At 55.8% G+C, this 15,027-nt stretch carries 15 protein-coding genes and 1 tRNA gene; 10 read left to right on the top strand and 6 right to left on the bottom strand.

Going from position 1 to position 15,027, the window contains the following annotated elements:
• The first annotated feature begins 23 nt into the window (after positions 1-23).
• The 5 genes from ACX5K5_RS00705 (at position 24) to ACX5K5_RS00685 (ending at position 4,496) form a co-directional block, all read left to right on the top strand.
• Positions 24-842, top strand: coding sequence for a CPBP family intramembrane glutamic endopeptidase (locus tag ACX5K5_RS00705; protein WP_096256813.1), 819 nt, complete (start codon positions 24-26; stop codon positions 840-842).
• 501 nt (positions 843-1,343) lie between these two features.
• A complete protein-coding gene (locus ACX5K5_RS00700; RefSeq protein WP_188686368.1) occupies positions 1,344-2,951 on the top strand; it encodes an ABC-F family ATP-binding cassette domain-containing protein in 1,608 nt (535 codons plus the stop codon).
• Between the two features lie 72 nt (positions 2,952-3,023).
• Positions 3,024-3,275, top strand: coding sequence for a hypothetical protein (locus ACX5K5_RS00695; protein ID WP_096256816.1), 252 nt, complete (start codon positions 3,024-3,026; stop codon positions 3,273-3,275).
• A gap of 19 nt (positions 3,276-3,294) precedes the next feature.
• Positions 3,295-3,885, top strand: coding sequence for a dienelactone hydrolase family protein (locus ACX5K5_RS00690; RefSeq protein ID WP_096256817.1), 591 nt, complete (start codon positions 3,295-3,297; stop codon positions 3,883-3,885).
• 116 nt (positions 3,886-4,001) lie between these two features.
• A complete protein-coding gene (locus tag ACX5K5_RS00685) occupies positions 4,002-4,496 on the top strand; it encodes a hypothetical protein (protein WP_096256818.1) in 495 nt (164 codons plus the stop codon).
• A gap of 83 nt (positions 4,497-4,579) precedes the next feature.
• Here ACX5K5_RS00685 and ACX5K5_RS00680 read toward each other — a convergent pair.
• Positions 4,580-4,655 (bottom strand) — tRNA-Lys (locus ACX5K5_RS00680).
• 225 nt (positions 4,656-4,880) lie between these two features.
• Here ACX5K5_RS00680 and ACX5K5_RS00675 point away from each other — a divergent pair.
• The 5 genes from ACX5K5_RS00675 to ACX5K5_RS00655 all read left to right on the top strand — a co-directional run bounded on the left by ACX5K5_RS00675 (position 4,881) and on the right by ACX5K5_RS00655 (position 10,078).
• Entirely contained in the window at positions 4,881-5,546 is a 666-nt protein-coding gene (locus tag ACX5K5_RS00675; protein WP_096256819.1) for a hypothetical protein, read from the top strand.
• Between the two features lie 85 nt (positions 5,547-5,631).
• Positions 5,632-6,864, top strand: a complete 1,233-nt coding sequence (locus tag ACX5K5_RS00670) for a glutaminase (RefSeq protein ID WP_459174870.1) — start codon at positions 5,632-5,634, stop codon at positions 6,862-6,864.
• A 119-nt stretch (positions 6,865-6,983) separates the two neighbouring features.
• A complete protein-coding gene (locus ACX5K5_RS00665; RefSeq protein WP_459174869.1) occupies positions 6,984-8,207 on the top strand; it encodes an MFS transporter in 1,224 nt (407 codons plus the stop codon).
• A 230-nt stretch (positions 8,208-8,437) separates the two neighbouring features.
• Positions 8,438-9,052 (top strand): hypothetical protein, encoded by a 615-nt coding sequence (locus tag ACX5K5_RS00660; RefSeq protein WP_096256821.1) that lies wholly within the window; start codon positions 8,438-8,440, stop codon positions 9,050-9,052.
• A gap of 6 nt (positions 9,053-9,058) precedes the next feature.
• A complete protein-coding gene (locus tag ACX5K5_RS00655; protein ID WP_459174868.1) occupies positions 9,059-10,078 on the top strand; it encodes an inorganic phosphate transporter in 1,020 nt (339 codons plus the stop codon).
• Here ACX5K5_RS00655 and ACX5K5_RS00650 read toward each other — a convergent pair.
• From ACX5K5_RS00650 to pstB, 5 genes are all read right to left on the bottom strand, one after another.
• Entirely contained in the window at positions 10,075-12,396 is a 2,322-nt protein-coding gene (locus tag ACX5K5_RS00650; RefSeq protein ID WP_459174867.1) for an FdhF/YdeP family oxidoreductase, read from the bottom strand. The two genes, ACX5K5_RS00655 and ACX5K5_RS00650, sit on opposite strands and share 4 nt — an antisense overlap.
• Positions 12,397-12,414: 18 nt before the next feature.
• Complete coding sequence (gene fdhD / locus ACX5K5_RS00645; RefSeq protein ID WP_443438122.1) at positions 12,415-13,248, bottom strand: formate dehydrogenase accessory sulfurtransferase FdhD; 834 nt, start codon at positions 13,246-13,248, stop codon at positions 12,415-12,417.
• A gap of 88 nt (positions 13,249-13,336) precedes the next feature.
• Positions 13,337-13,534 (bottom strand): type II toxin-antitoxin system RelB family anti-toxin, encoded by a 198-nt coding sequence (locus ACX5K5_RS00640; RefSeq protein WP_188686390.1) that lies wholly within the window; start codon positions 13,532-13,534, stop codon positions 13,337-13,339.
• Positions 13,534-13,998 (bottom strand): hypothetical protein, encoded by a 465-nt coding sequence (locus tag ACX5K5_RS00635; RefSeq protein WP_188686391.1) that lies wholly within the window; start codon positions 13,996-13,998, stop codon positions 13,534-13,536. Before ACX5K5_RS00635 ends, ACX5K5_RS00640 begins: the two co-directional genes overlap by 1 nt.
• Positions 13,999-14,198: 200 nt before the next feature.
• Positions 14,199-14,978 carry a phosphate ABC transporter ATP-binding protein PstB gene (gene pstB, locus ACX5K5_RS00630; protein ID WP_105677655.1) on the bottom strand — a complete coding sequence of 260 codons (780 nt, stop codon included), beginning with the start codon at positions 14,976-14,978 and terminating at the stop codon, positions 14,199-14,201.
• Positions 14,979-15,027: the final 49 nt, after the last annotated feature.

Genomic DNA, 15,027 nt, shown 5'->3' with positions numbered 1-15,027 from the left:
GTGTTGCTGGCATGCTTGGGTGCATGAGCCTGCTCGCTAGTGAAGCACCACGCACCGCCCTGAGTTGGAAACTACTGCCAGCGGCCTTACTCGCGGTATCCGGCGTGCTACTTTTCGGCGTTGAAAACGATCTGTTGGGCTATGGTCTGCTTGTGTTGAGCCTGCTTACGGCTGCCTTTATCGACCGCAGGCTCGCATGCCACCTGGCGCTCATAGCCGCAGGGCTGGCCATCATCAGCTTGGTCCCGTTAAACGCCGACTTAAGCTTGGGACATATGGCACTGATGGGCGGCGCGCTGGCACTGGCCGTAGTGGTTCCCTGGCTGGTATCGAGATTCGTATACCGCGAAAAGATCATCAAATTTCCGGTGAATACCGGACGTAAATGGCCATTAGTTGCCAAACTTTATCTACTGGGCGTCGTAGCCTTGGGCTACTTCATTCTGCCGGTGTATTTGATAAGTACCGGCGTTTACCAGAATTGGCCAGATGCCTCGGATCCAACCATCTTCTGGCGACTCTTCCTCGGCGTTAACTCCGTAGGGATCTGGGACGAGCTATTCTTCATCTGCACCACCTTCACGTTATTGCGCCAGCACTTCCCTGACTGGCTAGCGAATCTTTTGCAGGCGGTGATCTTCTCCTCGTTCTTATGGGAGATCGGCTACCAATCTTGGGGTCCTCTACTCACTTTCCCCTTTGCGCTATTGCAGGGCTACACCTTCAAACTGACCAAGTCACTGACCTACGTCATCTCGGTGCACCTAATCTTCGACTTCGTGCTGTTTCTCGCGCTGGTCCATGCCCACAATCCAGCATGGCTTCCAATTTTCTTGTACTGACTGCTCAACCGCTCACGCTGCGCTGTTAGGGGTGGCTTGTGAAAAAGTAAAATATCCGACGGTAGCGCGATTCTCCGCTATAAGTAGGACTTTTTCTGACCCGTGACCCGTTCCATTCACAGCAAGCATCTGATGTACGCGGGCGAAGGATATTCTAATGGTCAAAAACCATTACATTGGTTCGCACGTAGCAACTGACAAGGATTCTCACCCGAAGAGTTCGGGTCTTGCGGAAGCTTCGCCATCGCCTTGCGGACGCACGTTACGGACATCGAGTTCCCTAGCGTCGCATATTCAACGAATTCACAAGCCACCCCCTGTTACACTCAAATACATGGATACCCGCTAAGCTCGCCAATGACCTCGCACCGCACTTCGGTGCACATCGTTCATTTTGGCTACCGGCTTCGGTATCCCTTTTTTGTTGGTTCCCCCAGGGGTTGAGCCAACTTCGCGGTCCCCAGGTTCGGCAGCCTCTTCACACCCGTGGGAGGACCAAATATGCCTTTGACTCCACCAATAAAACTACACAACCTCAGTTTCTGCTGGCCTACCGGCGAGCGTGCCGTGACCGATCTTGAAGGTGTCTTCCCATCCGGGCGCACTGGCCTGACCGGCATCAACGGCAGTGGAAAGTCGATTCTCTTGCAGCTCATTGCTGGCCGGTTGACGCCCACTGCCGGATCCGTGGAAGTCTCTAGCGATCTCGCCTATCTGCCACAAACTCTCACCCTGCACCAGGACACCACCGTGGCCGAGCTGTTAGGAATTGATAGCACTTACCGTGCCTTGAAAGCTATCGAATCCGGAAGTATAGACCCCTCGGATTTTGACGCCGTCGGCGACAATTGGGATCTCGAAGCCCGACTGGAAGCCGAACTTAGTCCACTGGGGCTGGAAACTCTAAGCCTCGAACGTCAGATCAGCACACTTTCCGGAGGGGAAGCAATGTTGCTGGCAGTAATCGGTCTGCGCCTAGCGGCCTTACCAATAACGCTGCTCGATGAGCCAACGAATAATCTCGACGCACCGACTAGAGAATTGCTCTATGGACTCGTGCGTTCATGGAAGGGAACAATAATCGTAGTCAGTCATGACATCGAGCTTCTGGAACTTATGGACCACACGGTAGAGCTGTATGCGGGAAAACTACGTCTTTTCGGAGGACCGTACAGCGTGTACCGCGAACAGCTGGCTACCGAGCAGCACGCTGCCGAACAGGCCGCTAAAACGGCGAATGCTTCGCTGAAGGTAGAAAAGCGTCAACGGGTAGAAGCCGAAACAAAACTCGCCCGCGCCAAACGCAAGGGGCGAGCTGAACAGTTAGGTGGTGGGCTGCCGAAAATCCTGGCCAATCACCTGCGCCAAAAGTCCGAGGCGAATGCGGGAAAAATGCGTTCGAATCTGGACGGAAAGGTAGAGCAGGCGCAGAGCAAACTTGAGCAGGCTGAAATTCGTGTCAGATCGGAGGAGCACATCAATGTGGAGTTGCCAGATCCAAAACTTCCCGCCAGCAAACAAGTAGCTCAGTTTAGCTACCCTAGCGGACACCACATCATCCAAGGTCCCGAGCGGGTGGCTCTTACTGGACCCAACGGTTCGGGTAAAACCACCTTGCTAAACCAACTACTGAGCACCGAACCGTCCGAGGCTGAACTCTCGGGCAAGCTTTTCCTCGAACGCGTTGGGTACTTGCCGCAGCGTTTAGTGGGCCTCGACGAAAGCCGCAGTGCGGTCGAGAATATTGGTCAGGTAGCGCCCTCAGCCACATCGGGGCAGATTCGAAATATGCTCGCGAGGTTGTTATTGCGTGGCACTAATGCAGACCGCCCATTATCTGCATTGTCCGGCGGAGAGCGTTTCCGCGTCTATTTAGGTTCGCTACTCTTGGCTGAGCCCACGGCTCAGTTGCTGATCCTTGATGAACCAACAAATAATTTGGATATCGATAGTGTGCGTCAACTCTGTGAGGCGTTAGGGGCCTACCGTGGCGCGTTGCTGGTAGTCAGCCACGACCAAAAGTTCTTGAACCAGCTGGGACTTGATTACTTATTGGAGCTGAGGGCAGATGGATCCTTGACGAAGTCCTACCCCACAGCGGTTTGCTAACCCGATGGCGGTGTGTTGCCGGTTTACACTAGATCAAAGCACACCGCCGAGGACCCCGAAAGCAAGTTGAACATGTCCTACCCCCAGCGCACCGTCGAAGTAGTCACTACCGGCCTGGTTATCGATCAGTCTGCAACCCTGCTCTGGACCGACATTCGACGTGCCTTCATTTATGAAACAGGCTCCGGCCACGAAGCACTAACCTGCGCCGAGTTCATGCTCACCGAGGGCTACAGCGTAGAAATTAATAGCCAAATGCCCGGCTGGGATCTGGCAATCGAGCACCTGCCTCAGCGCATCGAGAATCTAGTCGACGAACGCTAGCAACTACGAGGAGTAATCCATGGCCACGATAGTTCTTTTCCACCACGTCCAGGGGCTCACCCCCGGAGTTCAAGCTATGGCCGCCGAATTACGCGCAGCTGGCCACAGCGTACACACTTTGGACCTGTTTGCAGGAAAGCTTCCTAAAGATATCGACGCCGGAATTCGCATGGCCAACAAGCTAGGCGAAGATAAAATCCAGGAGCGCGTCGACAAGTTTTTCTCGAAGCTTCCCGAGGAATTGGTTTATATCGGCAGCTCATGGGGTGCCGCTCTGGCGCAACAGTGCGCCCAGCAACGGCCAGGGGCTCTCGCAGCGGTCCTCTTAGAATCCTTCGTGGACGTAGAAGCAGACTGGAGCTTCGGCCCATGGCCCGAAAACGTCCCGGTACAAATTCATGGCATGGATGAAGACCCATTTTTCGCCAAGGAAGGCGATTTAGAAGCTGCTCAACGCTTCGTCGAAGGCGAAGGATATGAGCTCGCACAGCTGTTTACCTATCCGGGCAACAAACACCTGTTCACCGACTCCTCACTGCGTTCCCATGATCCTGAAGCGCGCGCTGTGGTCATGGAACGAGTGATCAAATTTTTGGAACCTTTCGCCTAAAGCAGGCGCATGCCGAACTGGTTATCCACATATTTTGCTAAGTGACCCCAGATTCTTTGAGGTACTCCTAGGCTGAGCTGACTAACACCACCTCTCTCAGCTCTGAGGAGCAGACCATGTCTGTCAGTAAAAAACGACATTCGCGTAGCGCGCAGCAACGTCACCGCGAAAGAGAACGACTCGAAATAAAGGATCGAGCCACTTTTCGTCAGCACCGGTTCAGTCAGGCCATCGATAAGCTCTGCGAAGCCGATGGGACCATAGAATTGGAAGCGGCTATACGCTGCGTGCAGAAGATTGTTCCGGACAAAACGGGACTGCTTTCGACTTTTCTCTACGCCACGCCTACAGACATTCTTGCCGATCGCCGGGGTTGGAAGTCCATCACCAATGCTTCTGACGATGACGACGCAGAACTGTGGATCTACACTCCATCTATTCCCAAGGATTGGGATGAGCGCTCGGTCGACCAACCCACGGAGCTAGCTTGGGACGGTGACTATTACACACTAACTCCCGCGATTCGAGGCGGTACACGGTCAAGCAGAATCGTTTACTACGACAACCCGTTTCGGCTAATTCGAGAAATAAACGATATCGAAAGCTGGTGAGGATCAATTCGCCGCAGTGCCGGGCTCAAATAAAAGAAGAATCCCATCACCCCTAGTCAATCAAGGGTAATGGGATTCTTATATGGTGCGCCCTGCGGGGTTCGAACCCGCGACCAATGGATTAAAAGTCCAGTGCTCTACCAACTGAGCTAAAGGCGCACGGCCTAAGCCAAAGTCCATAATACCCGAAGTATCGTTTCATGTTTAATCGAGTGAAATTTGGCAGTGTCGCGGCCACATCCAGTACCGCGTAAACGTCGAAATAATGAGTGCCTGAGCCCTGTGAAATATGAGTATTTTGCAACGTCATCCACTTTGTTCTAGTGCCCAGATTCACTCGCCATAGTGGAGCAGAGTGAGCTAAATGCGAGTAGTCTCGAAGCCATGAAAGGTGCACGCGCAGGTTCCACAGTTGGTCAGGTCTCCGGATTTCGCCATCACAAACCACGTCCATTCGCTCCGCAGGATTTTAATCCTTATGAGGGCGGCGCCGATCCTGCTCGCATCTCTGAAGCAGCTCACCTTTCGGCTCAGGCTTTTGTGCGTAAAGGTATTGCCAACGAGGACCCTGACATTTCAAACAGATTGGTCCAGGTCGCAGAGACCGAAGGACTAGAGGTTCTTGCAGAGCTTTGGTCCGCAGCTCCGGCACGTTCGCTTCCTGGAGCACTGTGGCGTCTTTACGCCGTACGCACGGCGACGCTTGATAACGCCGAGACCATGTCAGCACGTTTTCGTGCCGGTGCTCATCGCGCAGAAGTTGAACGTCTGGTAGCGGGCGTTGCCGAGCCGCCCACGGCCGAAGAACTTAAAAACATGGCAACTTCTATCCTCACCGGCGCCTTCGAAGGCGACTTCGCCCATGCCCTGGAGCGTACGGCCGCCTACTGCAGGGTACTGGCCCTGGGCATGACAGAGCATGCAGATGCCGCGGATCTTGCGAATGAAACTCGGGGCACGAAGCTTACCGCGCGGGCCAAATCAATGGTAAACACCGCCGAGGATCTCGAAGCCTGCGCAAGGTTGTGGCGTCAGGATTTATTGGACTGATCACGACTCGGACTACACAAGACATCTTGGGCTCTAGCGGTTAGGTTGGAACCAAACCATGTCTTAGCACTAGAGATCGGTAAGTATGCAGACTCCAGTTCCCGACTACCTTCACGAAGTTCTCGATTCCCTGCGTGAGGACAATTCCGGCGAAACCGCCCAATACATTCCGGAACTGGCCAATGCTGACCCAACACCATTTGCGCTGTCAATCACCACCGCGACGGGCAGCACCTACTGTGCCGGTGACAGCGATACGCCATTTAGCATTCAATCCATCTCCAAGCCTTTTGCCTACGCGGCGGCCATTATGGACCGGGGGCTAGACCATGTTTTGAAGACAATTAGTGTGGAAGCCTCAGGCGAAGCCTTTAACGAGCTTTCCCTGGAAGATGGCACCCACCGTCCAAAGAATCCGATGATCAATGCCGGCGCTATTGCCGCGCATTCATTGCTCGTCGGGAAAGATGCGACCGCGGCAGCTAGGAACCAACGAGTATTAGACATGTTTTCATCCCTTGCTGGACGAGAACTATCCGTAGATGAAGATGTCTATCGTTCGGAACTGACCACCGCTGACCATAATTTCGCTATGGCGCATATGCTTCGAAAATTCGGAATACTCACCGATGACGTGCACGAAGTAGTCGCTGGATACACCCGACAGTGTTCAATCTTGGTGACGGTCAATGACCTGTCCATGATGGCCGCAACATTGGCCAATGGTGGAGTTCAACCGGTGACTCGCGAGAGAATTATCGATGCCGATACTGCGCGACAGGTTATGTCGGTTATGGCGGTAGCCGGCATGTACGACGGTGCTGGAGACTGGCTCACGCGTGTGGGAATCCCCGCTAAAAGCGGGGTTTCCGGAGGACTTGTGGGCGTCTTACCTGACCAAGTGGGTGTTGCTGCGTTCTCACCACGTTTGGACTCTCATGGTAATAGTCAGAGGTCGCGCCGGATCTTTGAAAGATTGTCCTCAGATATGGACATGCACCTCTTCGCACCAAGCCACGGTCGACTTGACGTTGTCGGGGTAACTCAAGAAGGAAGTCGGGAGATTTTTTATCTCCAAGGCAACGTACGATTCCCTGCAGCCGCCGAATTACTGGATCTGCTCTCCGAATCAGACTTTGACGGTGCCGTTCATTTGGATATTTCTCGGGTGTATTCCTTCACCAAAGTTGCCCGGCGAATGGTGCTTGAAGCCCTGCGCAGGTTGCGCAATGAAGGCCGCAGGATTTTTCTCCATGATCCACTACAGTCCTTGGCCAATCCCGACTTGGGCGATGGAACCTTTCCAGAAACTCCCTAACGTACGAGTTCGCTAAACAGTTAGCCATACTCGTGCGCAAGAGGGTGCCGGTGACACTTGCTCGCTCAAGAGCACCTAAACTTGAGCTTGGATAGCAGCACCAAAAGAAAGTAGGCACAGTGGGCGCGGAAGCAAACAATTCGGCTTCCGGAACACTGCGGTGGTTACTTATTTTGATCGCTACCGCACTGTTGTCGCAAACCACGCTCAACTTGGTTCGACCGGTCACCACTTACAAACTAATTTCCTTAGACGCTGGCCCGGTAACCGTTGGTGTCACCACCGCTGCCTTCGCACTGCTACCGATGGTCACGGCTGTATGGCTTGGGCGCATTAGTTCACGAATTCCAAAGATTCGTTTTTTGATGCTCGCCGGCGCCGGGCTCATGGGACTAGGCTCCTTAGGCGTCGCGGCAGCCAACGGCTTTGTCATGGTTGCCGTTGCCAGCGCCGTACTAGGTATGGGGCACTTACTGTTCACCATTGGTGGTCAGTCATCTATCGCGCGTTATTTCCCAGATGACCAGCTCGATAAGGGTTTCGGTTGGTTCACCGCGGCGTACGCCGCAGGACAGTTCCTCGGCCCGCTGATTGCTGGAGCCATCCTTGGGACCACTTCCTCTGCTGATTCTCCCGAACGTGTTGCCGACATCTCTCTTTCCTTATGGATCGGTGCCGGCTGCGCCTTGCTAGCCATCCCCTTGCTCTTGCCAAATCTTCAGCCTCGGCTGTCTAAGAGCGCTGCGGCTACACCGGCCCCCAAATCCGAAGCGTCAATCATTTCGATTCTTCGCATCAAATCCATTCCTTCGCACATGCTCGCTTCGCTGGCGTTGCTTTCAATCATCGATATTCTCACCGCTTTCTTGCCCTTGGTTGCCGAAAAACATGGCGTTGCCCCAGCCATGGTGGGTATTTTGCTGGCCCTGCGCGGCGGCGCCTCGGTTATTTCCAGGCTCTTCCTGCCATGGATTTCGACTCACTTCTCCCGTGAGTCAATGTTGCTGACCAGCCTGTTTGCCGCCGGAGTCTCCATTGCACTTGCCCCGCTCTTCATTGACGTACTTTGGTTAGCGGCTTTAGCCCTAATCGTGGGCGGTTTCTTCCTAGGCATGGGACAGCCGGTGACGATGACCATGGTGTCAACCTCCGTGCCCGCACAGGACCGTGGAGCTGCCTTAGCCGTCCGCTTGATGGGAAACAGGCTAGGGCAGGTACTCCTGCCTATTGCGGCCAGTACGGTAGCTGTGGGGACGGGGCCAGCGGGCGCCATTTGGTTCTGTTGCGGACTGTTATGTGTAAGTGGTGTCGAGAAATCTTTGCGTAAAGAACGTGAGAATTAGCACCAGTCACCCGGTGTGGTTGACAGCAAGCGCTTAGTACGAGAAAACTAGTAGACGGTGCCGGGCCGCTGGTAACCCCGGGCTCCAATATTCTGCCGCTTCGAGCGGCCTTCCGCCGAGAGGCGTTCCCGGTCCGGCATCACTAACATTTCGTCGTTAACCTTCGCGACGTAAACTGTTCAGCGTCAGTACCAAAACGATGGCCTAAGACGAATGGTGCGCCGAACAACGTGAAGTTCCAAATTTTTCCTTCAGCCACGCGTGGCATTGAATTGCTCAGTGACCTGGCGAGCACAATCCGTATCTCGGTGGCAAGTGTCTCCGAGATGATCGGCAACCCGGATGGTCGTGCAATACAGCTCAAGGATCTTGCCAATGCGGAAGCTCAGGCCACGGACCTGCTCCACGCCTTGCTCACGCATCTGCGGACCAGCTACATCAGCCCGCTACCGCGTGAAGACATGTACACGTTTTCCCGCTTGCTCCACGAAACCATGGAGCACCTGCGCGGCATTGGCGAACTGATCAACACCTTAGGTTCCACTCCGCTCTCTGAGCGCGCTGCCGAACAACTAGAGTTAATCTCGCAGCTCGCCGAGCTCGCCGCGCACTCGGTTCGGACATTAAACAAGCTTGATGATTTGGAAGATAACTGGTTGCAGATGATGCAGTACTCAAAGCGTGCTGCGCGCACACATTTAGTCTGGATCGATGAAATTTCGAATTTCTCCAAGGCCTCCACAATTCATAAACATCAGCGTGTAGCGGACCATTTACTGCTGACCGCTAATTCCTTGCGTCAGTTCTCCGACCACCTCGGCCGCGTGCTGGTCAAGGAATCCTAGAATCCGATGGACTTACTGCCCTTATTCACCATCATTGCTATCGTCCTAACACTGGGTTACGCGGTCCTCAATGGTTTCAGGGACTCTTCCACAGCAGTTGCAGCAGCGGTGCGTACCCGTGCGTTGCGCCCCGCCGTCGCAGTAGTTGTCGCCGCACTATTCGCTTTTATCGGCACCATGGCAACCACCACCCTGAGTACCGTGCTGATCAGCCGACTGAACCTGCAATTGCCCGAGGGGGCCGTGGGGATGAAGTTGCTCATTGCCGCGTTGTTAGCCGCCGGAGCATGGCTAATACTGTGCTGGTGGCGTGGCATACCTGTTTCGTCCACTCACGCCTTGATGTCTGCATTAGTTGGTGCTGGCGCGGCTAACTCGTGGCTCGGCAATGAATCACTTGGCGGTGCAGTTCAGCTGTTCACTGGCTCGGTACTGCTGCCCTTACTCATCACTCCGGTCATCGCCTACTTCGCCTCATTCTTGCTGGTAGTTCCGGCCACGTGGTTGATGCGCCACGATACCGCGAGAGACGTGAACGCTCGTTCGCGCGCCGGACAGGCCATCGCCGCCTGTGCCGTGGCGCTTGGCCTCGGTTTGCAGGACGGCCAGCGCACCGCTGCAATGATCTCCCTGGTGCTCATCACCGGTGGGCTGATGGACCCTGGGCCGGTAGCAGTGGCCATCCAGCTGGTGGCTGCTAGCGCCTTGTCCTTCGGCGTGCTCCTGGGCGGCTGGCGAATCACGTACACACTCTCACGTCGCTTGGTGAACTTTGATCCGCTGCGCGGCATGGTCGCGCAGGGAGTAGCGGCCACCATGCTTTACGTCGGGTCGCTAGTGTTGCACCTACCGCTTTCCACCACTCAGGCGGTGACCAGTTCGATTGTGGGCGCCGGCGCTAACCAGCCCTTCGAATCGGTTGTCTGGTACCGCGTAGTCAAAGTGTTTGGACATTGGCTGCTCACTCCGGTCGTTTGCATTTTGGCCGCAGCGGTCTTAGCCCTTGCCATGGACCCGGTGGGTTAACTATCTAGCGTCGCGCCAGGTTGCTGGGTGTGCGGAACAAAACGCACGCTCATTGCCTTGAAGCCCGGAGTATTGGACTCGCGAGCCACCAAACCTCGGTGTACTAACGCGTTAGCTTCCGGGAAGTAGGCAGCAGCACAGCCCTTCGCCGTAGGGTAGGACACCAGCCTGAAACGGTTCGCCCGACGCTCGGTACCACCGAAGGTCGAAATCACATCCACCAGATCGCGGTCTGCAAAGCCCATTTCTTGCAGATCGTCAGGGTGGATGAGGATCACTCGCCGCCCGTCTTTAATGCCGCGGTAGCGGTCATCAAGCCCGTAGAACGTGGTGTTGTATTGGTCGTGACTGCGCATGGTCTGCAAGATCAGGTGACCGGCTGGGGGCTTGAGCGCTTCAAATGGTGAGACCGTGAACCGGCCCTTGCCGATATCCGTGGCGAAAGAACGTGAGTCACGTGGTGCGTTCGGCAATACAAAGCCGTTGCGTTCTCGAACCCGCCGGTTAAAGTCTTCAAAACCGGGCAAGACTCGTGCGATATGGTCACGGACCACGTCATAGTCATCGGCCATGGCACGCCAGTCGATGACATGGTCATCACCCAAGATGGCCTGGGCCATGCGTGCCACGATGACAGGTTCGGCTAGTAGGTGCTCGGAGACTGGGGTGAGCCGCCCCTGGGTCGAGTGGATCACCGACATCGAGTCCTCCACGGACAAGAACTGAGCGCCCTTAGGGTGCTTATCATCCTTGTCGGTGCGGCCAAGGGTGGGCAGAATCAATGAGGTCTGTCCGTGCACCACGTGCGAGCGGTTTGGTTTAGTGGAGATATGCACGGTCAGCTTGGCGCGCTGCATACCTGCTTCCAACAATTCTGTTTCCGAGTTCGCTAGGGCAAAGTTGCCGCCCATGGAGACGAACACGTCCACGTCATTATTTTCGAACGCATCTAAGGCTTCGGTGGAATCATAACCATGAGCACGCGGTGAATCGATACCAAACTCTGCGTCTAGGGCCTCAAGTAGTTGCTCGGTTGGTTTCTCCCAGATCCCCATGGTGCGGTCGCCCTGAACATTGGAGTGTCCGCGGACCGGGCACGCGCCGGCGCCCGGCTTACCGAAGTTGCCCTGCAGGAGCAAGAGATTGATGATCTCCTTGAGCGTGGGCACCGAGTGCGGTTGCTGGGTTAGACCCAGCGCCCAACAGAAGATGGAGGCCTTAGATTCAATGAGCAATCTAGCCACTTCGGTGATCTGCGTGCGCGTCAGTCCGGTGGCTTCCTCGGTAGCATCCCAGTCAATTTCGGCGCGAGCACTCTTGTAGGCCGCAAAACCGTCGGTGACTTCGTTGATGAACGCCTGGTCCACTACGGTTCCGGGGTTCTTCTCTTCCTCAGCTAGCAAGAGATGCCCAAATGCCTGGAATAGCGCTAAGTCTCCGCCAACCTTGATCTGCAGGAAGTGGGTGCTGATATCGCTAGACTTGCCGAGCATCCCGCCGATGGTCTGTGGGTCCTTAAAACCAAAGAATCCGGCCTCTGGCAATGGATTGACCGCCACGATCTTGGCTCCGCGCTTGCGCGCGTCGGCCAGCGCGGACAGCATCCGAGGGTGGTTGGTTCCTGGGTTTTGCCCCACGACGAAGATCAGTTCGGCATGGTCAAAGTCTTCCAGCGACACCGTGCCCTTGCCGATTCCAATGGTGGGGTTCAGCGCCGACCCCGAAGACTCATGACACATATTTGAGCAGTCTGGCAGGTTGTTGGTTCCCAGCGAGCGAGCGAGGAGCTGGTACATGAACGCAGTCTCGTTGGCGGTGCGTCCCGAGGTGTAGAAGACACACTTATCCGGGGTGCTGGCGTTAACGTGTTCCCCGATGGTGGCGAACGCCTCCGCCCAACTGATTGGTTTGTAGTGGGCATCTCCGGGACGGATGATCATTGGCGCGGTGATGCGCCCCTGGGAACCTAGCCAGTATTCGGTCTTTTCGCGCAGCACACTGATTGGGTGTTGCTCCCACCATTGCGGGGTGACGGTGCGGGCGCTGGCTTCTTCGGCCACGGCCTTGGCGCCGTTTTCGCAGAATTCTGCAGGCTTGCGGGCACCGGTAATCGATTCGGGCCAGGCGCAGCCCGGGCAGTCGAATCCACCGCGCTGGTTAATCCGCAGCATGGAGCGCAAGGTACGGCTCGGTCCGGCTTCCGAAAATCCGCGTTCCATGGAGACCATCACGGCCTTTAGCCCGGCGGCGCTATGTTTCGGTTCACCGACCTTAAGGTCATCTTCGTTGATGTCATCTTTGGGTGCTGGACGATGCATGGTGTTCCTCCGCCTGAGCTACTTGGTGCCTAATATGCGTTGTGCATGAGTGTATAAGTTGATACTTTGCCCGCGAGAGAATCCGGCCAAGGTAAGCCCACATTCATCCGCTAACTCTACGGCTAAGGAGGAAGGCGCACTGACCGCGCTAAGTACTGGTATTCCCGCCATGGCGGCCTTCTGTACCAATTCGAATGAGGCCCTGCCGGAGACCTGCAAAATGCTCTGCCGAAGAGGTAAGTCGTTTGCCCGCAGGGCGGCTCCGATGACCTTGTCCACGGCGTTATGCCGTCCCACGTCTTCGCGCAGGATCAACAGCTCCCCATCGGCATTAAACAGGCCCGCCGCGTGTACTCCACCGGTGGAATCAAAGAGTCGCTGCGCATCACGCAGTGTGTCCGGCATTTTTAGCAGTGCTTCGAGCTGAACCTGCCCATCGTCGGGGTTCAGCACGTAGTTGGACTTCTTGTGCACCTCATCGATCGAGTTGGTCCCGCAGATCCCACAGGCCGAACTTGTCACCACGTTGCGGGCGGCGGACAGATCCGGAACCTGTGCACCGAAGCCCAGCTGCGCTTCAATCACGTTATAGGTCTGGTTGCCGTCCTCGTCAGTTCCTGAGCAGTACCGCATCGAGGTCAGCTGTTCGGCGCGGGCAATGATCCCTTCGGCATGCAAGAAGCCTGCTACTAGGTCAAAATCATCTCCGGGGGTGCGCATCGAGGTAGTAAAAGCGGTGGAGCCAAAACGGATCTCCAGCGGCTCCTCGCCTGCCAGTTTTTCTTCGCGCACGAAGCTACTGCCGCCCAACGTGGCGCGAATGATGCGCCGTCGCAATATTTTGCGTCCCATTGCGAATTTCCTATTCTTGCAAGTGCTCCGAGTCACTTAACAACGTATCCCAGAATCCTAGTGCCGCGGGCACTTGTGACCTTATTAATTATTCGGCTTCAGGCTGAAAAAGGTCCTCTATTTGGCATCCAAAGAGCGCACTGAGTTTAAACGCCAGCGGCAGTGAGGGATCATAGCGTCCCTTCTCCAAGGAAATGATCGTCTGGCGCGAGACCCCCAGTGCGTCGGCGAGCGCCTGCTGGGACAGTCCCCGCGCTTTACGGTGATCAGGAAGGTTGTTTTCCACTATCCTTCAGCTCGCTTGATCAGCCAGTAGCGCACGCCGAAGTCGGCCATCGCCAACCCCACCACGCCAGCCAAGATTAAACCTATGGAGGCTTGGACTTCGATAAACGAAAGGACCGCGGCACCCAGACCGCAGACGAGCAAGACATCTTGAAAGACGCCCACCGCAGCCTTGTCATACCATTGGGATTCCACTGAGATCTCAGGATTCTTGGTAGCACCACGTAAGGTGGAGCGATCTAGCAGCAGGGCCCAGCAGCCGACCGAGAGTACCGGCAGTAGTCCGGCAGCCATGATGAGCGTTGCTAGGACAAAGTTTCCCGGAAAGTTTAACGTGGCGAAGAGCAGGCCTGCGGCTATTGAAAGCACTGCGCCGGCAAGCAGTGAAACGCTGATCAGCGTTGCCTGGCTGCCACCGAAGCGCGAGCGTCCCCAACGGGCTTTGGTTTCTTGTTCCGTGTTCACAACATCCTCCTCGTAATGTAAACCAGACTTTACAGACAAGGGAGCTTTACAGTCAAGCGACCTTTACAAAGAGGCTTAAAAACCAGCGGCGCCGTGCTTTCGCATGGCGCCGCTGGCGGTGATCCCCTCCAGGATCCCCGGAAGACCCCCCTTCCGGTCCGTCTACCGCCCCATCGCAATAGGGGCAGCATCCGAAATCTTTATCCGAAGCGTCCTGAGACGTAATCTTCGGTAGCCTTCTGCTCCGGGTTGGAGAAGATGGCTGCGGTGTCGTTGTACTCGATAAGCTTGCCTGGCTTGCCGGTGCCGGCAATGTTGAAGAACGCGGTCTTATCCGACACGCGTGCGGCTTGCTGCATATTGTGAGTCACGATCACCACGGTGTAGTCGCTCTTAAGCTCGTTGATCAAGTCTTCGATAGCCAGCGTAGAGATTGGGTCCAGGGCCGAGCACGGCTCATCCATCAAGATGACGTCCGGCTTCACCGCAATGGTTCGAGCGATGCACAGACGTTGCTGCTGCCCACCGGAAAGGCCCGAGCCTGGCTTATCCAGGCGGTCCTTGACCTCATTCCACAGGTTTGCGCCGCGCAACGACTTCTCCACCAGCGAGTCGGCATCCGAGCGGGAAATCTTTTTACCGTTGAGCTTCACACCCGCCAGCACGTTGTCCTTGATGGACATGGTGGGGAACGGGTTCGGACGCTGGAAAACCATGCCAATTTGGCTGCGCACGGTCACCGGGTCAACGCCCGGGCCATACAGGTCATCTCCGTCCAGCAATACTTCACCCTCGACGCGGCCGCCGGGGATCACCTCGTGCATACGGTTCAGCGTGCGCAGGAAGGTGGACTTGCCGCAGCCCGAGGGACCGATGAATGCGGTGACTGACTTTGGTTCGATGTTGATCGAGATATCTTCAACGGCGAGGAACTTGGAGTAGTAGACGTTCAGCGCGTTGACGTCGATGCGTTTTGCCATGGTGTATTCCTTGGAAATCTAGTGTGGATAAGCGCCGGAGCCTTGAGGC

The organism is Glutamicibacter bergerei (assembly GCF_054495185.1).
The sequence above is the reverse complement of the archived record's forward strand: the minus strand, read 5'-3'. Positions and strand labels throughout refer to the sequence as shown.